The 20,450-nt window shown below is 60.7% G+C and carries 14 protein-coding genes and 2 pseudogenes; 6 read left to right on the top strand and 10 right to left on the bottom strand.

Features of this window, described 5'->3' with window-relative positions; all coding sequences use genetic code 11:
• Positions 1-160: 160 nt before the first annotated feature.
• The 3 genes from msuE to ACK59H_RS02750 form a co-directional block, all read right to left on the bottom strand.
• Entirely contained in the window at positions 161-721 is a 561-nt protein-coding gene (gene msuE / locus ACK59H_RS02760) for an FMN reductase (protein WP_060479108.1), read from the bottom strand.
• Positions 722-1,019: 298 nt separating this feature from the next.
• On the bottom strand, positions 1,020-1,868 hold the full coding sequence (locus tag ACK59H_RS02755; protein WP_060479107.1) for a proline/glycine betaine ABC transporter permease: 849 nt from the start codon (positions 1,866-1,868) through the stop codon (positions 1,020-1,022).
• The gene (locus tag ACK59H_RS02750; protein ID WP_060479106.1) at positions 1,865-2,881 is read right to left on the bottom strand and encodes an ABC transporter substrate-binding protein; all 1,017 of its coding nucleotides are present in this window, start codon (positions 2,879-2,881) and stop codon (positions 1,865-1,867) included. The genes ACK59H_RS02755 and ACK59H_RS02750 overlap by 4 nt, the downstream gene beginning before the upstream one ends.
• Positions 2,882-3,042: 161 nt before the next feature.
• On the opposite strand from ACK59H_RS02750, the gene ACK59H_RS02745 reads away from it, so the two are divergent.
• Positions 3,043-4,983 carry a S8 family serine peptidase gene (locus tag ACK59H_RS02745; RefSeq protein ID WP_409264236.1) on the top strand — a complete coding sequence of 647 codons (1,941 nt, stop codon included), beginning with the start codon at positions 3,043-3,045 and terminating at the stop codon, positions 4,981-4,983.
• Here the strand turns inward: ACK59H_RS02745 and ACK59H_RS02740 are convergent.
• Both ACK59H_RS02740 and ACK59H_RS02735 read right to left on the bottom strand, forming a co-directional pair.
• Positions 4,980-5,735 carry a methyl-accepting chemotaxis protein gene (locus ACK59H_RS02740; RefSeq protein WP_371326779.1) on the bottom strand — a complete coding sequence of 252 codons (756 nt, stop codon included), beginning with the start codon at positions 5,733-5,735 and terminating at the stop codon, positions 4,980-4,982. The two genes, ACK59H_RS02745 and ACK59H_RS02740, sit on opposite strands and share 4 nt — an antisense overlap.
• Positions 5,736-5,837: 102 nt before the next feature.
• Positions 5,838-6,803 (bottom strand): annotated as a pseudogene (locus ACK59H_RS02735) (HAMP domain-containing protein); the annotation flags it as partial.
• A 589-nt stretch (positions 6,804-7,392) separates the two neighbouring features.
• Here ACK59H_RS02735 and ACK59H_RS02730 point away from each other — a divergent pair.
• Positions 7,393-8,712 (top strand): Na+/H+ antiporter NhaC family protein, encoded by a 1,320-nt coding sequence (locus ACK59H_RS02730; protein ID WP_060479103.1) that lies wholly within the window; start codon positions 7,393-7,395, stop codon positions 8,710-8,712.
• A 4-nt stretch (positions 8,713-8,716) separates the two neighbouring features.
• Here the strand turns inward: ACK59H_RS02730 and ACK59H_RS02725 are convergent, their stop codons facing one another.
• A complete protein-coding gene (locus ACK59H_RS02725; protein ID WP_060479102.1) occupies positions 8,717-9,724 on the bottom strand; it encodes a FecR family protein in 1,008 nt (335 codons plus the stop codon).
• A gap of 243 nt (positions 9,725-9,967) precedes the next feature.
• On the opposite strand from ACK59H_RS02725, the gene ACK59H_RS02720 reads away from it, so the two are divergent.
• From ACK59H_RS02720 to ACK59H_RS02705, 4 genes are all read left to right on the top strand, one after another.
• Positions 9,968-10,441, top strand: coding sequence for a MarR family winged helix-turn-helix transcriptional regulator (locus ACK59H_RS02720; protein WP_409264235.1), 474 nt, complete (start codon positions 9,968-9,970; stop codon positions 10,439-10,441).
• Between the two features lie 30 nt (positions 10,442-10,471).
• The gene (locus tag ACK59H_RS02715) at positions 10,472-11,665 is read left to right on the top strand and encodes an HlyD family efflux transporter periplasmic adaptor subunit (RefSeq protein WP_060479100.1); all 1,194 of its coding nucleotides are present in this window, start codon (positions 10,472-10,474) and stop codon (positions 11,663-11,665) included.
• Positions 11,662-13,197, top strand: a complete 1,536-nt coding sequence (locus tag ACK59H_RS02710; RefSeq protein WP_060479099.1) for a DHA2 family efflux MFS transporter permease subunit — start codon at positions 11,662-11,664, stop codon at positions 13,195-13,197. The genes ACK59H_RS02715 and ACK59H_RS02710 overlap by 4 nt, the downstream gene beginning before the upstream one ends.
• A gap of 627 nt (positions 13,198-13,824) precedes the next feature.
• On the top strand, positions 13,825-14,571 hold the full coding sequence (locus tag ACK59H_RS02705; protein ID WP_207868986.1) for an SDR family oxidoreductase: 747 nt from the start codon (positions 13,825-13,827) through the stop codon (positions 14,569-14,571).
• A 9-nt stretch (positions 14,572-14,580) separates the two neighbouring features.
• Here the strand turns inward: ACK59H_RS02705 and ACK59H_RS02700 are convergent, their stop codons facing one another.
• The 4 genes and pseudogenes from ACK59H_RS02700 to ACK59H_RS02685 all read right to left on the bottom strand — a co-directional run bounded on the left by ACK59H_RS02700 (position 14,581) and on the right by ACK59H_RS02685 (position 20,128).
• Positions 14,581-16,644, bottom strand: coding sequence for a PAS domain-containing protein (locus tag ACK59H_RS02700; RefSeq protein ID WP_060476617.1), 2,064 nt, complete (start codon positions 16,642-16,644; stop codon positions 14,581-14,583).
• Positions 16,645-16,707: 63 nt separating this feature from the next.
• Positions 16,708-18,300, bottom strand: coding sequence for an ATP-binding protein (locus ACK59H_RS02695; RefSeq protein WP_060476631.1), 1,593 nt, complete (start codon positions 18,298-18,300; stop codon positions 16,708-16,710).
• A gap of 55 nt (positions 18,301-18,355) precedes the next feature.
• Positions 18,356-19,765 (bottom strand): annotated as a pseudogene (mapR, locus tag ACK59H_RS02690) (GntR family transcriptional regulator MpaR).
• A 123-nt stretch (positions 19,766-19,888) separates the two neighbouring features.
• A complete protein-coding gene (locus tag ACK59H_RS02685) occupies positions 19,889-20,128 on the bottom strand; it encodes a DUF3203 family protein (RefSeq protein ID WP_060476615.1) in 240 nt (79 codons plus the stop codon).
• Between the last annotated feature and the right edge of the window lie 322 nt (positions 20,129-20,450).

Raw genomic sequence — 20,450 nt, 5'->3', positions numbered from 1 at the left:
AGAGTCAGCAGCTATATCAAGCCGCTGCTGCGCAGAGCGCCGCGTTCGGTATCGGGCCTAGCGCCGTATCGGTCACGGTCCACTGCACTGAGCTGGCTGTACGGCAAGGTCCACTGACAGTGCCTGCCAAGTCCGTTCAAGGTGCCTGCAAGGCGGCTTCTCAGGCGCTGCGACGCAGTGCGTGGTGACTCGCGAATAGCGGTACAGCGCGCTCGGCAGCCAACCGGATACGTGCCCCAAGTGCGTCGCTGGCCACCTTGTATTCGGCAAGCTCAGCTTGGCTTGCGTAGACGCCAATCGGCAGGGTCAAGGCCTGAAGGAAGCTGAACAGCGGGCGTAGTTGGTGGTCGAGCACCAGTGCGTGACGTTCGCTGCCGCCGGTCGCGGCGAGCAGCACTGGGGTGTCGATCAGAGCGTCTTGGCCGATCAGGTCGAACAAATGCTTGAAATGGCCTGGGAAGCTCCCACGGTAGACCGGTGTGGCAACTACCAGCAAATCGGCCCTTTCCACCTGGCGCAACTGTTGCTCGACAGTATCCGGCAATTCACTACGCCATAATGCGGCACCCAGCGGTCGAGCGATGTCGCCTAGCTCGATGAGATGGGGCTTGATGTGCAAGTGCTGGCCCAACTCCTCAAGGATGGCCTCCGTGAGGGCCAGCGTGCGTGAAGGGCGGCTGGTGCCGCCGGAAAGGGCGACGACGTTCAGTGGGGTGCTCATCGGCATGTCTCCAGTTCGGTTAGAGTGTGGGGGACTTTGCTCGAGCAATCGTCGTACCGGGGTATAAAACTATGAGCATCAACCGCTTGGCCTTCAGTAGCCGGGACTGGGTGTTATGAGTGCGTGATCACGGTTGATGAGGTATTGCGCTGCGGGCAGTTGGCCCATGAGGCAGCTGCGCAGTTGGTCGACGTTATAACGCGGCTAGGCAGCGTTAAGAAGAAATAAGAATTCATATTCTTATTCCTTCCTGTTTTTTCGTTTCGTCTGCGTGGCAACTGCGCGCCAATCACCAACGTTATCGTGCTTTGCGACCATACGCCTGGCTGATCCGGTCGATGACCATCGCCAGCGCAACAATGGCCAACCCGGCTTCGATGCCCTGGCCGACATTGAGCGTTTGAATGCCTGCCAGCACGTCCTCACCCAGCCCCCGGGCGCCGATCATCGACGCCACCACCACCATCGACAACGCCATCATCACTGATTGATTGAGGCCGGCCATGATGCTGGGCAAGGCCAGTGGCAGGGCAATCCGTCGCAAGCGCTGCCAGCGGCTAGCCCCCAAACCATGCGCGGCCTGCAGCAACGACGGGTCGATTTGGCTCAAACCCAGTTCTGTCAGGCGTACCAGCGGCGGCAAAGCATAGACGAGCGTGGCGAATATCGCTGGCACCTTGCCTAGGCCGAACAACATCAGGACCGGGATCAGGTAGACGAAAGCGGGTAGCGTTTGCATCACATCCAGTACCGGCATCAACAGCCGCCTGGCCAGCGGGCGGGTGGCCAGCAAGATGCCCAGCGGCACACCAACCAGCACGCACAGGCCGGTACTGACCAGCACCAAGGCCAGGGTCTGCAGCAGCTTGTCCCACAACCCGAGCATGCCGATGAACGCTAGTAACCCGACCATCACTACGCTGCGCAGCAAGCTGCGGCTGGCATGCCAGGCCATAAGGCCGACCAATACCAGCAGCAGCCACCAGGGAATCAGGCGCAGCAGGTTCTCAAGCCCCACCAAAAGCTGCAGCAGCTGATCTGAAATGCTGCGTAACTGGTCGCCATAGTGCACCACGAGCCAGTCGACCAGGCGGTTGATTGCGTCGGCGAACGACACCTGAAGGGCTTCGGGGAAGCCTGCGCTCATAGGCTGGCCTCGACCTTGCTGGCGGCATCGGCGGGCAGCCAGGGCTTCCACACATCAGGGTTGGCGCGCAGGAAAGCGATCGCAGCATCGGTGGGCTTCTGGCGTTTGTCGCTCATTTCGGCCAGTGCCTTGTTCAGCCGGTCGATCGGCAGGTCGACTTTCTCGAAAACCGCTACCAAATCCGGGTAGCTGTCGCGAAATGCCTTGGAAACACCGATCGACAACTTGGCCGGCAATGACTGGCTACCTTTGGGATCAGGGTTCTTGGCGTCCGTCAGGGTCGCCCAAGCCGCCGCATTGAAAGCTGGCTCCTGCAGGCGCACCAGGTCGTAGCGGCCAATCAACGGCGTCGGGCTCCAGTAATAGAACAACACCGGTTGCCCACGGCGGATGGCCGAATTGATTTCCGCGTCCAGCGCTGCGCCCGAGCCGCTGCGGAAATTGTTATACAGCCCATCCAGACCATAGGCCTTGAGCTTCTGCGAGTTGACCGTTTCCGAGGTCCAGCCGCTAGGGCTGTTGAGAAAGCGGCCTTTGTCTGGCATTTCAGGGTCGCGGAACACTTGCGGGTAGTCTTTGAGGTCTTCGACGCTGCGCAAAGTCGGTGCCAGTGGCTTCAAACCACGGGCCGGGTCGCCCTTGATCACATAGGCCGGTACCCACCAGCCTTCTTCGGCGTTTTTTACTGTGTCGCCCAAGGCAAAGACCTGCCCGGCCTGTTCGGCTTTGACCCAAGCAGGGCTGCGCCCGGCCCATTCTTCGGCGATCACTTGCAGGTCGTTGCGCGCCAGGGCCACTTCCATACTCACGGTGCTGCCGGGCAGGGTGTCGGTGGGGTAGCCGAAACCGTGCTCGACGATATGGCGCAGTATTTCCGTGGTCAAAGCGCCGCTTTCCCAGCCGATGGCGCCAAAGTGGATAGGTTTTACCGGCTCTGCCGTTGCGGCGCTGCCCGTGCTGGCCAGGCCCATGGCAAGCATCAGGCTGGCCAGCAACGCTGGAAACTTCCTCATTCGAACCTCTCAAGTATTGCCGTGCGGATCGGGCAAGTGTAGCCAACGCCCTCGTGTTGCCCAGGCCAAGCGCTGGAACGACTTCAGCCTGCGTGCTCGGCTGCAGATTCATGAGACTGGCAAGCCGCGCCCAACCGGGCCGTGGTCTACAGGAGCTACTCATGAGCCTTGAGCTGGATTTCGTGTACTACCGTAATTTCACCTTCGATGGGAAGTTTCACATGCGCTGCATCGGTGACGACTTGCCCAAGGTCAAGTCCATCCACTATCTGCTGGAGCGCAAAACCCCTGAGGGCAACATCGTTCACCTGGACGGCGTTACCGTGCCTTCCCAAACCACTAGCGCCAAAGTCGCCAACTATGGCTGCCCTGCGACTCTGAGCTGCGATGTGCGTGCCGGCCACTACCTGATAACCCCCAAAGTGCGTTTGATCGATAGCGCGGCGCTGGAACTGGACCCTGCACTGCTGGACAACGGTATCTTGCGCCTGGCGTCGTTCGTCGTGCAGGTTGCCGAGAGTGAGTTGACCCGGCGCATCCTTGATCGCGTGCCATTGCCTGCTCAGGCAGGGCGTCGCAAGCGCCAAGTGTCTGACCCTATGCCGGTCAGGTTCCCTTACCAGCCAGAGGGCCAGCGCTACCCGCCGTTGCTCCTGGTTTTTCAGCAGGGAGGTTTCGCCCGTTTGATGGCCGACCTGCAGCCTGACTCGGCGTCGCTTCTGCAACGCCACTGGCCGGGGCTTGCCCGGATGATCGATGTACAACCCTTCTTGAACGCACAAGAGCGCAACGATGAGCGCTTTGCGGTGCTGGCCAACCATTATTGGCTGGAACAGCCTGCGAGCATGTCCAACGCCACCTTCGTCGCACTGATCCAGAGCCTGGAGGCATTGGATTACGTGGAGCAGGCAGCCTTTGTGCCACCGCAGGTAGTGCCTGGTAATTTGTTTGCTCTGGGGGCTTCGGCGGTGTTCGCCACCTTACTGACGGGCGCCGCCTTCGTCGCCGGCAACAGGGCGCACAGCGAGGCGCAGCCGACTCCGGACTTCACCGCACTGCAGCGCTACCTGAACGCACCGGACGCCCAGCAGAAGGGGCTGAACATTCGTAAAGCCTGGGAGGCGGGTGTCAATGGCAGGGGCGCGCGCGTGCATTTCTCGGACGCAGGCCTGTATTTCAACCATGAGGACCTGCGCGACAACCCAAAACTCAAACTGATACCGCCGGCCGATAACAGCGATCAGAAGCACGGCACCGCTTCGGTGGGCATCCTGGTTGCCCGCGACAACGGCTTTGGCATGACAGGCATCTGCCACGGCGCAGAGCTGTTCGTTTACGACAACCGGGCCAAGGACGCCGAGGGTCTTTCCCAGACCCTGAAAAAAATGCTGGCCTATGTGAATCCGGGAGACATCGTTGCGGTCAATCGGCAGACAGCCAATATCAATGCGCTGGGTACGTTCCTGCCGTCGCTGCATGATCAGGCTTGGTGGGACGTCACCCGCGCGCTGACAGAGCGAGGCGCAGTGGTACTCAATGCGGCGTGCAATGGCACTTGGCAGGGTGACCCCAGGATAGCTACCACTAAAGGTTATGGTGTTGACCTGGCACGGTTCAGCTATTTCGAGGATTTTGGCGATGCTGATGCGATTCTGGTAGGCGCCAGCCATTCATGGGATGGCAAGCCGCATCAGTATTCAAACTACAACTATCGCTACCGCATGCTCAATGCCTGGGGCGACAGCGTAGCCACCACGGGCTACGGCGATCTGCAGGATAGGAATGAGCACGACCGGGATTACACCGACAGCTACAGCGGCACCTCCAGTGCTACACCCCTGGTAACCGGGGCCTTGGCGCTTATCCAGGCCTACGCCATCGAAGAGCATCACCTCTACCTCAATGCCGACCAGATGCATCTGCTGATCATGGAGTCGGGGTACAAGGATGCCACGCTGCCTCTGACCGATACGCTGCCAATGGGCGCCCGCCCGAACGTGCTGGGCGCCATGGCGTTGCTCGATCGCATCGTCCAGGCAGGGCGCTTCTACCTGCCAGACCAGGGCTACTGCAGCACCGATGACTGCACGGCCCAGGGCTAGACGCGGAACTGATCCATCAGCGCCTGTTGCTGGTTGGCCAGGCTGTTCAGCGACTGGCTGACCCGCGCCGATTCATTGGCCTGGCCCGAGAGCGATTCGGTCACATCGCGGATGGTCGCAACGTTGCTATTGATCTCCTCGGCCACCGCACTTTGCTCTTCGGCGGCCGAAGCGATTTGCAGGTTCATGTCAGTGATCACGCTCACCGCCTGGCCGATGCGCTGCAACGCAGTCACCGCCTGGCTCACCTGCTCGACGCCGCCCTGGGCCTGGCGATGGCTGTGGTCCATACTGCCGACCACATCGCGCGTGCCGGTCTGCAGGTCTTCGATAACCTGGCGGGTCTCTTCCACCGACTGCTGAGTACGCTGCGCCAGGTTGCGCACTTCGTCGGCGACCACGGCAAATCCGCGGCCGGCTTCACCGGCACGGGCCGCCTCAATGGCAGCATTGAGGGCGAGCAGATTGGTCTGTTCGGCGATCGAGCGGATCACCTCCAGTACCGAACCGATTTTCTCGCTGTTCTGGGCCAGCCCTTGGACTTCGGCCATGGCCTGGCTCATGTTGTCTGCCAAGGCGTCGATGCTGCTGGTGGTGCGGTCGATCACTGCCAGGCCTTCGCGGGTGGCTTGGTCTGCGTCACGGGCAGCCTGCGCGGCCTGGGCGGCGCTGCGGGCGACGTCCTGGGCGGTGGCACTCATTTCATGGGAGGCGGTGGCCACTTGGTCCACCTGGCGGTACTGCTGCTCCATGCCAGCGCTGGTTTGGGTCGCGATGGACGAGGATTGGTCCGCGGTGCCACGGGCAGCCTGCACCGAGCGCTTGACCTCGGCGATGGTCGGTTGCAGCTTGTCCAGGAAGCGGTTGAACCAGCCGGCCAGCTCGCCGAGTTCGTCACGCTTGTCGTAGGTCAGACGGCGGGTCAAGTCGCCTTCACCGCTGGCGATGTCCTCAAGCATCGCCGCCACGCCAAGGATCGGCTTGGTCACACCTCGGGCCATCAGCCACACCAGCAGCAAGCCGGCGACTGCGGCACCTAAGCCCAGGCCCAGCTCCAACAGCGTACCGCTGGTGTTGAGGGTGTCGAGCTCTTGCTTGAGGGCTTCGGCAGGGCCGGTCAGGGCGTTTTCCGGGACATCCAGCATCACCCCCCAGGGTTTGGCACCTGGGATTGGCTCGAACGCCGCGAGCACTTTCAGGCGCGCCTGGTCGTGGAGGATGCTGAGTTTGCCGCTGGCCATCTTGCGTACCAGCTCCGCGCCTTGGCGAGGGTCGACCTGGTCGAAGCGCTGAGCCAGCTTGCTGGCATCAGCGCTATAGCCGGCCAGCAGGCCGACCGGGCTGAGGATGCCAACCGTGGCGCGGCCTTCGTACAGGTTGCGGCTGGCATCCTGGCTCAGGGCCTGCAAGCTATTGAGGTTGATGTCGATCGAGAGCGTAGCAATGATCTTACCGTTGACCGTCAGCGGGAAGACGATGCTGGTCATCAACACGCGCTGACCATCGATATCATAGAAGTAGGGTTCCACCACGCAGACCTTGCCGGTGCTGCGCGGGCAGGTCCACCACGTATTGGCTGGCTGTCCACTGGGGCCTATCTCGGTGTTGGTCATATCATGTTCGGGCAAAGCCATTGCGGTCAGCTGACCGGCCCGGGGCTGCGACCAGTACAAGGCGAAGCGCCCGGTTTCGTTGCTGCCCAGCTCGGCTTTGCCGGCAAACAGGCTGTCCTTGTTGTCCAGCGCATTGGGCTCGAACACCAGCGAGAGGCCGAGCAGGTCAGGGTTGGCCTGCAGTGCGGCATGCACCTGGCGGGTCATGTCTTCGCGCAGGTCGAAAGCGTCCAGAAAACGTTTTTCCGCCTGCTCACGCAGGAACAGCACCTGGCGCGAGAAGCCTGCGCCGTACTGATAGGCGTCCATGAACTGGCGGCGAATGTTCAGCGCCTGAACTTCACCTTGCGACTCGATACGCGCCTGGGCAGCCTCGGTAAGCATCTGCATGCTGCTGGCCTTGACCAGGTCCGAGCTGTGGTCCATGCGGTACAGCGATAGGCCGACGAGCAGGGTGACGATGCTGGCAAGGCACAGGCCGGCGAGCAGGGTGATTTTCCACTGGATGGAAAGTTGTCGCAAAGGCATGGGGTGCAATCCCTTTTTAGCAGTAAGGGTTTTGGTAGTAGGGCAGGAGGAAGTTGCCTCGAAGGGCGCCACCGCTCGGCTTCGCAAGTGTCGGTAGGCGCAATTCGCCCTCCAGCCTCCCGCTTTATCGACCCGCTGGGTTTTTTCTTTATTCAAACATTCAATTTAAAGTGCTGGACGATTACGTCCTGTCATGGCGCTTTTGACATCTGCCTTGCACTGCTTCAGAGTGCGCGCTTTTTGTCTGTTGGTAGAGGAAAGCCAAACCATGAATGCAGTGATCGCCGCGGTGGGCATCATGCTGATATTGAGCCTGTCCCGCGTGCACGTGGTCATCGCCCTGATCATCGGCGCTTTGGCCGGTGGTTTGATCGGGGGGCTGGGGGTCGAGGGTACGCTCAAGGCTTTCAATGGTGGCCTGGGAGGCGGCGCCACGGTGGCACTGTCCTACGCGTTGCTCGGTGCGTTCGCGGTGGCTATTGCCAAGTCTGGCCTGGCTCACGCCCTGGCCGACCGCGCGCTCAGCATGATCGACCGCCAGGGCCACGCCAGTGGTGGCAAGGTCAAATGGCTGCTGATCGGGCTCATGCTGGTGGTAGCGGTGTCATCGCAGAATATTCTGCCCATTCACATCGCCTTCATCCCGCTACTGGTGCCGCCGCTGCTGTATGTGCTGACGCGGCTGCGCATCGATCGTCGGTTGGTCGCCTGTGTGATCACCTTCGGCCTGATCACCCCTTACATGTTTCTGCCGATTGGCTTTGGCAACATCTTTCTGAACGAGATTCTGCTGGCCAATGTCGCGCGGGCAGGGGTCGACGTCAGCGGGGTCAATGTGACCCACGCCATGGCTATCCCTGCGGCGGGCATGTTCGTCGGCCTTTTGTTGGCTGTGTTCGTCAGCTACCGCAACAAGCGCGACTACGACCTGGCACGCATCGAGCAGGTCGAGCAGGTCAGCGTGCAGTACAACCCGCTCACCTTGCTGGTTGCCGCGCTGGCAATCGCTGCGGCGTTCATTGTGCAGTTGTGGCTGGAGTCGATGATCATCGGCGCCATGGTGGGCTTTTTGATCTTCTCGCTGTCGGGCATCGTTCGCTGGAAGGAAACCGACGGGCTGTTCACCGAGGGCATGAAGATGATGGCCATGATCGGCTTCATCATGATCGCAGCCTCCGGATTTGCCGAGGTGATGAAAGCAACCGGTGAGGTCAACACCTTGGTCGAGGCGTCGGCGCAGTGGATCGATCACAGCAAAGGCGTCGGCGCCTTGCTGATGCTGCTGGTGGGGCTGCTGGTGACCATGGGCATCGGCTCATCGTTCTCCACGGTGCCGATCCTGGCAGCGATCTTCGTGCCATTGTGCATGCAGCTGGGCTTCGACCCACTGGCGACCGTGTGCATCGTCGGTACCGCAGGCGCGTTGGGTGACGCTGGCTCGCCGGCCTCGGACTCGACCCTTGGGCCGACTTCAGGCCTGAACGTGGACGGACAGCATCATCATATCTGGGACACTGTTGTGCCGACCTTCCTTCACTACAACCTACCGTTACTGGCGTTCGGTTGGTTGGCGGCGATGACGCTGTAAAGCCTCAGCCCTTGTTCGGCGGCGGCAGGATGCTGTTGATGACGGTGCTGCCGTCCTTGCTGCGGGTCAGGTAGATCGGCAGCACCTTGGGCAGGCTGTCGACCAATCGCCTGACTTCGCGGGTGCTGTAGATGCCGCTGATGCGGATGCGCCCGGTTGCAGGGTCAGCCAACTGCAGCGGCGCATCGAGGTAGCGGTTGATCACTGGCAGCGCCTGCTCAAGGCTCAGGTTGTCGAGCACCAATTTGCCCTGGCGCCAGGCCAGGCTGTTGCCATAGTCGTCGCTTTCGGCCAGTTGTGGCTCGAAGTCACCGCTGTGGTAGCTGGCCTGCATGCCAGGGCCAAGGCGGTAGCCGCCGGTGCTGCCCTCGCTGCTGACCAGCACCGACCCCTGCACCAGGGTGACCTTGACCTGGTCCTGGTACTTCCAAACATTGAATTGCGTGCCGGTGACCCGTGCCTGACCACTGCCGGCGCGGACGATGAACGGGTGCTTGCTGTCGTGCTGCACCGTGAAGTAAGCCTCGCCGCGTTTGAGCGTGACCTGGCGCTGGTCCTTGTAGTTGAGGTAGGTCAGTTCGCTGTGCAGGTTGAGTTCGACCTGGCTGCCGTCGCTCAACTGCACGGTGCGCCGTTGATCGCCGGTTTCAAAGTGCTGATAGTCATTGGGCAGCCAGCCCTGGGTCCAACCTAGCCATGCTGCCAGCGGCAAGGCCAGCAGGGCCAGCGCCGCCGCCGACGCCAGCGGCCGCCAGTTGCGTACCTGTGGCGCTTGCTGCACCGTTTGGTTGAAGTCGATGACCGTGGCTGTGCGCGGGAGGTGATCGGCAGTTTGCCAAATCTCCAGCATCGCCCGGTATTCCTCTTCATGCCGCGGGTCAGCCGCCAGCCAGCGGGCGAACGTTTCATGCTCGAGCGCTGTGCAATCTTCGGCGTGCAGGCGCATGCACCAATGCGCGGCAGCGTCGGTGATGGCGTCGTCTGGGCTAGGGTAGAGGCGGTCTTGGTTCATCAGGGCTCCGGGTTTTGCCCATTCTACCCTGCACAGGGGGGGCCGAAAACGAGCTAATGGCGAATGACTATCAGTTGTGCGGGTTTTCCTGGATTTCGTGACGAATTTCCGATGTTTGAGAATGCTTCGCGGCAAGCGCTGTAGGCGAACCCTTCGTCGCTATTTACATAGGCAGCTAACGAAGGCTTTGACATTTACTGCCTAGGCAGTAATATTTTTAAACAAATGCTCGAGCCGATACCCATGTCCTATTTCACGCCGGAAAATTTCCAGACCTGTGCCATCGGCATGTTGTTGGGCCGCGCAGCGATCCTCAAGGACCGTATTCTCGATTGGCACCTGGAATCTGAGGGTGTGACGGCAGCGCAGTTCAAGGTGTTGATCATCGTGACCCAGTACGAGGTGGATACCCCCGCTGAACTGTGCCGTTACCTGGGGCTGGACAGTGGCTCTATGACCCGCATGCTCGACCGCCTTGAGCACAAGGGCCTGATCATGCGCAACCGCTGCGCCGATGATCGCCGCCAGGTGCGCCTGGCGTTGACCAGCGAGGGGCAGCGCCTGGCCGACCGCCTGCCAGAGATCGGCGCGGCGGCAATGAACGAATTGGTCGGCGCGCTGCAAGCAGACGAGCTCAAGGCTCTGGAAAGCCTGTTGGCCAAGGTACTGCTCAGTGCCGGCGACCCTCTGACGATCCGCCGCTTCGCTGATCGTTGATCCCTGTTTCGAATATTTCAAGGTACTGTCATGGCCACTTCCGCAGACACTGCAAACCCTCCGACCGACGCGCCAGCGCCGGGTAAACGCAAGGCCTGGCTGCTCGGCCTGTTGGTGTTGGTGCTGCTGGTCGGCGCCGGTACCTGGGCTTGGTACAGCCTGGTCGGGCGCTGGTATGAGAGCACCGACGACGCCTACGTCAACGGCAACGTGGTGGAGATCACGCCATTGGTGACCGGTACCGTGATCAGCATTGGCGCCGACGATGGCGACCTGGTGCATGCTGGCCAGGTGCTGTTGCAGTTCGACCCTTCGGACAGTGAAGTGGCGCAGCAGGCTGCCGAGGCCAAGCTCGCGCGGACAGTGCGACAGGTCCGTGGTTTGTACAGCAATGTCGACTCGCTCAAAGCTCAGCTGCAAACGCGACAGGCCGAGTTGCAGAAAGCTCAGCAGGACTTCAACCGGCGCAAGGTATTGGCCGCCAGTGGCGCGATCGCAGCGGAAGAGCTGTCCCATGCCCGTGACGACCTGACCGTCGCCCAGGCCGCAGTCAACAGTGCGCGCCAGCAACTGAACACCAGCAGCGCACTGGTCGACGACACCGTGGTGTCCTCGCACCCTGAAGTGATGGCGGCTGCCGCTGATTTGCGCCAGGCCTACCTCGATCACGCCCGCACCACCTTGGTTGCGCCGGTAACCGGCTATGTCGCCAAGCGTACCGTGCAGCTTGGCCAGCGCCTGCAGCCGGGGACCGCTACCATGGCAGTGATCCCGCTGGATGAGGTGTGGATCGACGCCAACTTCAAGGAAACGCAGTTGCGCGACATGCGCATCGGTCAGCCGGTCGAGGTCAGCGCTGACTTGTACGGCAGCTCGGTCAAGTACAGCGGTACGGTCGACAGCCTAGGCGCCGGCACCGGGAGCGCCTTCGCGCTGCTGCCTGCGCAGAACGCCACCGGCAACTGGATCAAGATCGTCCAGCGGGTGCCGGTGCGCATTCACCTGAGCCCCGACCAACTCAAGGACCACCCGCTGCGCATTGGCCTGTCCACCGTCGTCGACGTGGACCTGCATGATCAGAGTGGCCCGACCCTGGCTCAGCAGCCTCCACAGCAGGCCAGCTACACCACGCAGGTGTATGACCGCCAGTTGGACGAGGCAGACCAGCTGATTGCCAGGCTGATTCACCAGAACAGTGCCGCCGGCAAGACGGTCGAGCGATGAGCAACGACGCGCCGGCCCAGTTCACCCCGCCGAGCCTGCTGCTGACCACCATTGGCCTGTCGCTGGCGACCTTCATGCAGGTGCTCGATACCACCATTGCCAACGTGGCGCTGCCGACCATTTCCGGCAACTTGGGTGTGAGCTACGAGCAGGGCACCTGGGTCATCACTTCGTTTGCAGTCAGTAATGCCATCGCCTTGCCGCTGACTGGTTGGCTGAGTCGGCGCTTTGGCGAGGTCAAGCTGTTCATCTGGGCGACGTTGTTATTCGTGCTGGCCTCGTTTCTGTGCGGCATCGCCCAGTCGATGCCGGAGCTGGTGGGCTTTCGGGTGTTGCAAGGTGTTGTGGCAGGGCCCTTGTATCCCATGACCCAGACTCTGCTGATTGCGGTTTACCCACCCGCCAAGCGCGGTATGGCCCTGGCATTGCTGGCGATGGTTACGGTGGTGGCGCCGATCGCGGGTCCCATATTGGGCGGCTGGATCACCGACAGTTACAGCTGGCCGTGGATCTTCTTCATCAACGTACCGATCGGCCTGTTCGCAGCTGCCGTGGTGCGCCAGCAGATGCGCGCCCGGCCAGTGGTCACCAGCCGCCAGCCGATGGACTACATCGGCCTGTTGACGTTGATCGTGGGTGTGGGCGCGCTGCAAGTGGTGCTGGACAAGGGTAATGACCTGGACTGGTTCGAGTCGTCGTTCATCATTATTGGCAGCCTGATTTCGGTGGTCTTTCTGGCGATTTTCGTCATTTGGGAGCTCACCGACCGTCACCCGGTGGTCAATCTGCGCCTGTTCGTGCACCGCAACTTTCGGGTCGGCACCATCGTACTGGTGGGGGGCTACGCGGGTTTTTTCGGTATCAACCTGATTTTGCCTCAGTGGCTGCAGACACAGATGGGCTATACAGCAACCTGGGCGGGGTTGGCGGTGGCGCCGATTGGTGTGCTGCCGGTGATCATGTCGCCTTTCGTAGGCAAGTATGCGCACCGCTTCGACCTGCGGGTACTGGCAGGGCTGGCGTTTCTGGCCATTGGCACCAGTTGCTTCATGCGGGCGGGGTTCACCAGCGAGGTGGACTTCCAGCACATTGCCCTGGTGCAGTTGTTCATGGGTATTGGTGTGGCGCTGTTTTTCATGCCGACCTTGAGCATCCTGCTGTCGGACCTGCCGCCGCAGCAGATTGCCGATGGGTCGGGACTGGCGACCTTCCTGCGTACGTTGGGCGGCAGCTTTGCTGCGTCGTTGACGACTTGGATCTGGATTCGCCGGGCGGATCAGCATCATGCCTACCTGAGCGAGCACATCAGCCAGTTTGACCCGGCGACGAGGCATACGCTTGAGCAACTGGGCGGGGCCAGCACGCAGAACTACGCGCAGCTTGAGCAGATCGTCAATGCCCAGGCATACATGATGTCGACGGTGGATTATTTCACCTTGATGACGTGGGTGTTTGCTGGGTTGATCTTGCTGGTATGGCTGGCCAAGCCGCCGTTTACGGCCAAGGCAGGGCCGGCTTCGGCGGGGCATTGATGAGGTAGCTGTCCTCTCGCTCTAGCGCTCGTTGTTGATTTTGCTGTTGCTGTTGCTGTTGCTGTTGCTGTTGCTGTTGCTGTTGCTGTTGCTGTTGCTTTTGCTTTGGCTTCTAAGCGCGCGATAGTTCAGGCGACACAGAGTGCGACTTCAGGAGGCCGAACGCAGGCGTCTGGAGGGCCAGGGTGCGTAGCACCCCTTCGGCGTAGCCGAAGGGGTGCTACGCACCCTGGCCCTCCAGACGCCTGCGCTCGGCCTCCTGAAGTCGCCTTTCGCGTTGCCTGAGCTATCGCGCGCTTAGAAGCCAAAGCAAGAGCTAGAGCAAGAGCAAGAGCAAGAGCAAGAGCAAGAGCAAGAGCAAGAGCAAGAGATGAATGTTGTGGTGCAAAGCGTCAGGCAGCGCGGCTTTGTGGGCCTGATCATCCGGCTGTCGCTGGTGCAATGAGGTTCGTTAATTCAATCCAGGCCTACACCCTAGGTTGAATACCTTGCGCAAAGCATCCCAGCACCTGTTCGCAATCAAACCCACAACTGCGCGCAATGGTTTGTCTAACCGGATCGCTCATTCCATTGGCGCGGCTTTTGACCTATTGTCGAATCACCGTTCTTGAACCACTCCAAACCACTATGCACAACGTCATCGTCATCACCGGTGCCAGTCGCGGCATCGGCGCCGCCACTGCCTTGCAAGCCGCCCGCGAGGGCTATCGCGTCTGCATCAACTACCATGCTGACGAAAAGGCTGCCGAACATACCCTCGCTCAGGTGCGCGCACTGGGGGCCGTGGCCATCGCCGTGCGCGCCAACGCCTGCGTCGAGGACGAAGTGGTGCATCTGTTCCAGCGCGTCGACCAAGCACTGGGGCCTGTGACCGCGTTGGTCAACAATGCTGGCACCATCGGCCAGCAGAGCCGGCTTGAAGGCATGTCCGAGTTCAGGCTGCTTGAGGTGATGAAGACCAATGTCGTCGGGCCGATGCTGTGTGCCAAGCACGCCTTGTTGCGCATGGCCCGGCGCCACGGCGGGCACGGCGGTGCCATCGTCAATGTGTCGTCGGTTGCCGCGCGCCTGGGCTCACCCAACGAGTATGTCGATTATGCTGCCTCCAAAGGCGCGCTGGACACCTTCACCTTGGGCCTGGCCAAGGAAGTGGCGGGCGAGGGCGTGCGCGTCAATGGCGTGCGGCCGGGTTACATCCATACCGGCTTTCACGCATTGTCCGGTGATGCTGAGCGCGTCAGCAAGCTTGAAGCGAGCCTGCCCATGGGGCGCGGCGGCCGCGCTGAGGAAGTCGCCGAGGCAATCCTCTGGTTGCTGTCGGACAAGGCCTCTTATTCCACCGGCAGTTTTATCGACCTGGGCGGCGGGCGTTGATTGCCACCGTCAGCACACTCCGTTTTCCAGCAAATCGCCCACACGCTCAGCTAGCGCATGAAGCTCGAAAGGCTTGGTCAGTATGCTGGTGCCCGGCAGCAGTTGGCCGTCACCCAGCGCTGCACTTTCATCGTAGCCGGTGATGAAAAGCACCTTGAGTTGCGGAAAGATTTGCCGGCAGCGCTCGGCAACCTGGTGGCCATTGAGGCCTTCGGGCAGGCCGATATCGCTAAGCAGCAGGTCAGGTTGCTCGCACTTGTGCATATGCGCCAGCGCGGCAGCGCCATTTTCGAAGGCTTCGACCTCATAACCCAACTCCTTCAGCGCTTCCCCGACGACCAAGCGCAATGCCGCCTGGTCCTCTACCAGCACGATCCGTTGGCCGCTAGGGTGGCTGTTGGCCGCCGTCTTGCCAGGATTCGGTCGGACAGGCGCTGCTGGCTGCTCGTGGTGGCGCGGTAGATACAATTCGACACGCGTGCCCTGGCCGGGGGAGGAGAGCAGGCGTAACTGGCCACCCGATTGACGCACGAACCCATAGGTCATCGACAACCCAAGGCCGGTGCCCCGGCCTGGTGGTTTGGTGGAGAAGAACGGGTCGATTGCACGCGCTGCTACCGCTTCGCTCATCCCGTGACCGGTGTCGGCCACGCTAAGCCGCACGTAATCGCCAGCGGGCATCCCCAGCGGTTGAGCCTGCTCGCTGTCCAGACTGATGTTATCGCCGCGAATATCAATGGTCCCGCCCGCTGGCATGGCGTCGCGGGCGTTGATGCAAAGGTTCAGTAAAGCGCTTTCCAGTTGTGGGGGGTCGATATAGGTCGGCCACAAATCGTCGACGAATTCACTGCGCAAGGAGATCGCATGGCTGATAACCGGCCGCACCAACGCTTGCATGCTATTGACCAGAACGGCAATGTCGGTCGCAAGCGGTTGCAAGGTCTGCTGGCGAGAGAAAGCCAGCAATCGGTGCACCAGCGCAGACGCACGTTGTGCCGACTGGCAGGAAAGTTCTAGCAGGGGCGTTAGGGCTGCGTAGCGTTGCTGATCGAGGCGCCGCTGCATCAGCTCCTGGGCGTTGATGATGCCGCCAAGCAGGTTGTTGAAGTCATGTGCGATGCCGCCGCTGAGCTGGCCTACGGCTTCCATTTTCTGCGCCTGCCGCAATGCCTGCTCTGCATTGGCCAAGCGTTGCTGCTCCTTGACCCGCTCAGTGATGTCATAGGCGAACAGGTAGGCGCCCTGCACGTTACCGTCATGGTCACGCAATGCGTTGAAATGCAGTTCGTAGGGGCGTTGAGCGAAAGTGCCGGTTTCGATGAATTGCTCACCAGCCAACGCCCTCTGCCATAGCGGCAGCACCAAGTCGCGTTCGTCCGGGTGGTCATTCAAGAAAGCCGGCAGCGAATCGCCAACTTCAGGCACACTGCCGTACATCGTTTGAAAATCCTGCCGGGCCTGGCGGTTGATCGCCAGCCAGCGCATCTGCATATCGATCACATAGACATTGATGGTGCCGTGGTCTATCAATTCGGCGAACAGGCGGCGTTCAGCCAGTGCTGCGCTGATCCGTTGCTCAAGCTCATCGTTGAGCTGGCGCAGTGCAAGCTCCGCCTTGCGGCGCTCGGTCACGTCCTTGAACAGCACCGCAACCTGGCGCCGCTGGGCCGGCTCCACGCGAAACGTGGTGATCGACAGCACACGCCCGGTGGCCACCAGTTCCTGTTCGAACTGCAAAGGCTGGCCTGTGCGCAGTACCGCACCGTAGCGGGCGACCCAGTCATCGGCCTCTTCGGGAACCATCTCGCGCAGTTTCTGCCCGACCACATTGGGAATGCCGGCATGCTTGGCATAAGCGGCGTTTGCCATCACGTGGACGTAATCGCTCAGCGGGCCATGGGGGCCATCGAAGAACTCGATGATGCAAAACCCTTCATCCATGGTGTCGAACAGAAACCGATAGATGGCAAGATCGTGATCCTGATGTTGTCGCAGCTGACTTTCCAATTGCTGGTTACGCAGGCTCAGGGTTTCGATTTCTTGGCGCAGAGCGATCAAGTCGCGGTGAGGCATGTCGACGTCCGACAGATGAAAGTGAGTAGACTTTACCTGCCTAGTGGGCAGCCGCCTAGCAACCTACCGGGGCAGGTATCGTTTTTTCAGCAACTTTTCAACATGCTGGCTCAGCGCAGCCAGTTCGAACGGTTTATAAAGCACGTCACAGTAGGGATCGGGGCGTACGTTGACTCGACTGCTGGCAGAGCTGGTGATGAACAGCACCAGTACACACTCAGGCCTTTTTTGGCAGGCCGCTGCAACCTGGTAACCATCGATACCGCCGGGCAGGCTGATGTCGGTGATCAACAGGTCAGGACGCAAGCCGCCGCGTAGCGCTTGCAGTGCGCTATAGCCATCGCTGAAGCTGTGCACCTGATGCCCTTGCTCCTCCAATACTTCACAGATCAGCATCCGCTGCACGGCCTGGCCCTCGACGACCATGACCGTTTGTGGCTGCCCATCGGTGTGCGCGCTTGCCTGGCTGGCAGCCCGTGGTAGGTACAGGTGAACGCAGGTGCCCTGCTCGGGGTTGCTAGTGATACGTACTTGCCCCCCGGATTGACGGACGAATCCATAGACGATCGACAGCCCAAGGCCAGAGCCCTGGCCAGCAGGTTTGGTGGTGAAGAAGGGGTCGAATGCTCGTTGCAAGACCTCTGCAGGCATGCCGGTACCACTGTCGCTGACGCTAACGTGAAGATACGAGCCGCTTGGCAGTTCCAGCGCCTGAGCCTGCGCCTGATCGAGCAAGGTGTTATCACTGGCCAGAAGCACAGTGCCCCCAGATGGCATGGCATCGCGAGCATTGATGCACAAATTGAGCAGCGTGTTCTCCAGTTGATTGGGATCTATCAGGACCGGCCAATGCTCCTGCTGGGTCTGGTCGATGAACGTGATGCGTGTTCCCAGCGAGCTGGCAATCAGCTCATGCATGCCGGCGACCAGTTGGTGTACGTTCACCAGCTGAGGTGCAAGGGTCTGCTGGCGCGAGAACGCCAGCAGGCGTTGCACCAGAGAAGCCGCGCGTAGCGCGTTCTGCCGGGCGACGCCCAGCAGCCGGGTGGTATCCAGGTAACGTTGCTCGTCTTGGTGCTGCTCGGCCATTTCCAGAGCACCGAGAATTCCGCCGAGCAGATTGTTGAAATCGTGAGCGATACCGCCAGTCAATTGGCCGACCGCTTCCATCTTTTGCGACTGATATAGCGCTTCTTCGATCTTGCGCATACGCGCCTGCTCGGCAACGCGCTCACTGATGTCATAGGCAAACAGCGACCCGCCCAGCATTCCATGCTCAGGATCACTCAATGCGTTATAGATGATCTGGTAATGGCGCAGGTCATCGGCAGGGCCGAGTGCGATGCTCTCGGTAAATGGCTGACCCGCCACCATGCGGGGTATGAAGGGCTGCATCAAAGCGGCAAGGTCAGGGTGTCGCGTGATCCACTGCAGGAGGTTATCCCCGACCTGCGGCACCATACTGCGTACTCGCTGGAAGGTTTGCTGGGCCGTGCGGTTGATTGCCAACAGTCGGAAATCGCGGTCAAAGGCGAATACATTGGCCAAGCTGTGGTCGATCAACTCCGCTAGCAGCTTGCTGGTGGCCTGGGAGGAGTCGCTGCATTGGCGTGCACCTTGTGTGGCGGTGCAGGAGGTCGGATCATCAGATGGCATGGTGCTGGCTCGCTGTTCGTCCAACAACTATAGCCACCCATAGCTGGATGCAGGTTCAAAATGATCGAATGATCTGGCCTAGCGTGACCATTGCGTTCTCAGCCGCCTCGTTCCAAGGTGAGCCATAGTTCAGCCTTATGCAGTTGCCAAAACGCCGGGTCGGCGAAAAGATCGGCCCCGGAGCGATGCTGATACCTTGAGCCAGAGCCATGTGAAATAACTTCAAGGCATCGATTTGTTCAGGCAGCTCCAGCCACAGGAAGTAGCCGCCGCAAGGTTGGCTGACACGGGTCTGCGACGGAAAGTGACGGACAATGGCGGCCAGCATGCTGGCCTGCTGGCCCTCCAGGGCGTAGCGCAACTTGCGCAAGTGGCGATCGTAGCCTCCGTGTTGCAGGTAGTCTGCGATGGCTGCCTGGGCCGGCATCGAGGCGCAGAGTGAGGTCATCAGCTTCAGCCGCTCGATCTTCTGAGCGAAGCGGCCAGCGGCTACTCAGCCGATCCGATAACCGGGTGCCAGGCTTTTGGCGAAAGAGCCGCAGTGCATGACCAGGCCTTGGGTGTCGAATGCCTTGGCAGGTTTGGGGGCTTGCTGTGAGTAGTACAGTTCGGCGTAGACATCGTCCTCGATCAGAGGTACCTGATGGCGATTGAGCAGTTCGACCAATGCCTGTTTCTTCGCCTCAGGCATGCTTGCGCCCACTGGGTTTTGGAAGTTGGTCATGCACCACACCGCCTTGATCGGATGCTTGTCCAGGGTGTGCGCCAGCGCTGTGAGGTCCATGCCTTCGCGCGGGTGTACTGGAATCTCCACGGCTTTGAGCTTGAGCCGTTCCAGTATTTGCAGGCAGGCGTAGAAGGCCGGTGCTTCGATGGCCACCAGGTCGCCGGGCTCTGTAACAGCTTGCAGGCAGAGGTTCAGCGCTTCCAGCGCGCCATTGGTGATCAGAAGCTCTTCGATGGGCAACATTAGCCCACCCACCATGTAACGCAGGGCGATCTGTCGACGCAGCTGCGGGTTGCCCGGTGACAGGTCGGTGACCACCATGCGTGGGTCCATGGCACGGCTGGCACTGGCCAGGGAGCGTGCCAGACGCTGCAATGGGAACAAAAGGGGGCTGGGGAACGCCGAGCCGAACGGTACGGTGCTTGGATCTTTGATCGAGTCGAGAATCGAGAACACCAGGCCACTGACGTCCACTTCGGTCGACTCGCTCAGTGGGGCAAGTGCCTGTGGTTCTTGGAACTGTCGTGGGGCATGGGCGTTGACGAAATAGCCTGAGCGCGGGCGCGCGCGAATCAGGCCTCGTCGTTCAAGCAGGTAGTAGGCCTGAAATACCGTTGAAGGGCTTACCCCGTGAGTCTGGCTGGCGTAGCGCACCGAGGGCACACGCTGACCAGGGGCTAGTACACCGCTGCGGATCAGTTCGGCAATGTCCTCGGCAAAGCGTTCGTAACGTTTCATGGGTGTTCGGCAGGCCAGGTGGTTGAGGCAAGAAACACACTATGCCTGCCAAACGGGTTCCAGCACAGACTCAGCTTGGGCGACAAAATCCATATCAGAATTCGGCCTTGGACGGCTAAAGCCTTAGATTACCGAGCCTGGCGTGCTGGCCTTGAGGTGCCTGCGGTTGTCCACCGCACCTGCTACGGTCAATGCATCGGCTTCGAGTTCGGTGATCGGGAAGCGCTCACCGGCGAGGACGGCCACGGACATGCGCAATTGGGCGTCGGTGACGATTTCGATTTCGTGGCCTTTGCCTTCGATGCGCAGTTTGTCGCCAATGAGGGTGCAGCGCTGCGTGCTCTCTTCAATCTCGATGGGCATGATCGGGTCTCCTGTGCAGTTACAGGGTCTGACCGCGGGCAACGGCTGGTTGCTGCATCGCGAATGCCAAATGGCGCAGAAGGGCAGTGAAAGGTGGGGGGCGGAAAGCACTGAGGGGAGCCGAAGCTCCCCTCAAAGCAATGTTGCCTGCTCTTTTTTATTATTGAGGCCAGCCTTTTGTTGTTTTTGTAGGCCAACCTTGATGTCACGTGCGACCCCCATCCGGGGTCAAGAGCAAACGTATTTTTTTGAGCGCTGACCTGCTTTCATCCTGTGGATCCGAAACTGGCGGCCGCTACCTCAAGGTAGTTTTATTGTTGTG

The organism is Pseudomonas sp. KCJK9000 (assembly GCF_046230725.1).
In the GTDB taxonomy this organism is placed as follows: domain Bacteria; phylum Pseudomonadota; class Gammaproteobacteria; order Pseudomonadales; family Pseudomonadaceae; genus Aquipseudomonas; species Aquipseudomonas promysalinigenes.
This window is presented reverse-complemented; position numbering and strand designations above follow the sequence as displayed.

What these genes read in the sequence shown, in the direction of transcription:
- msuE (WP_060479108.1), bottom strand. Translation starts at nt 721, where the DNA reads ATGAGCACCCCACTGAACGTCGTCGCCCTTTCCGGCGGCACCAGCCGC.
- ACK59H_RS02755 (WP_060479107.1), bottom strand. Translation starts at nt 1,868, where the DNA reads ATGAGCGCAGGCTTCCCCGAAGCCCTTCAGGTGTCGTTCGCCGACGCA.
- ACK59H_RS02750 (WP_060479106.1), bottom strand. Translation starts at nt 2,881, where the DNA reads ATGAGGAAGTTTCCAGCGTTGCTGGCCAGCCTGATGCTTGCCATGGGC.
- ACK59H_RS02745 (WP_409264236.1), top strand. Translation starts at nt 3,043, where the DNA reads ATGAGCCTTGAGCTGGATTTCGTGTACTACCGTAATTTCACCTTCGAT.
- ACK59H_RS02740 (WP_371326779.1), bottom strand. Translation starts at nt 5,735, where the DNA reads ATGGAGCAGCAGTACCGCCAGGTGGACCAAGTGGCCACCGCCTCCCAT.
- ACK59H_RS02730 (WP_060479103.1), top strand. Translation starts at nt 7,393, where the DNA reads ATGAATGCAGTGATCGCCGCGGTGGGCATCATGCTGATATTGAGCCTG.
- ACK59H_RS02725 (WP_060479102.1), bottom strand. Translation starts at nt 9,724, where the DNA reads ATGAACCAAGACCGCCTCTACCCTAGCCCAGACGACGCCATCACCGAC.
- ACK59H_RS02720 (WP_409264235.1), top strand. Translation starts at nt 9,968, where the DNA reads ATGTCCTATTTCACGCCGGAAAATTTCCAGACCTGTGCCATCGGCATG.
- ACK59H_RS02715 (WP_060479100.1), top strand. Translation starts at nt 10,472, where the DNA reads ATGGCCACTTCCGCAGACACTGCAAACCCTCCGACCGACGCGCCAGCG.
- ACK59H_RS02710 (WP_060479099.1), top strand. Translation starts at nt 11,662, where the DNA reads ATGAGCAACGACGCGCCGGCCCAGTTCACCCCGCCGAGCCTGCTGCTG.
- ACK59H_RS02705 (WP_207868986.1), top strand. Translation starts at nt 13,825, where the DNA reads ATGCACAACGTCATCGTCATCACCGGTGCCAGTCGCGGCATCGGCGCC.
- ACK59H_RS02700 (WP_060476617.1), bottom strand. Translation starts at nt 16,644, where the DNA reads ATGCCTCACCGCGACTTGATCGCTCTGCGCCAAGAAATCGAAACCCTG.
- ACK59H_RS02695 (WP_060476631.1), bottom strand. Translation starts at nt 18,300, where the DNA reads ATGCCATCTGATGATCCGACCTCCTGCACCGCCACACAAGGTGCACGC.
- ACK59H_RS02685 (WP_060476615.1), bottom strand. Translation starts at nt 20,128, where the DNA reads ATGCCCATCGAGATTGAAGAGAGCACGCAGCGCTGCACCCTCATTGGC.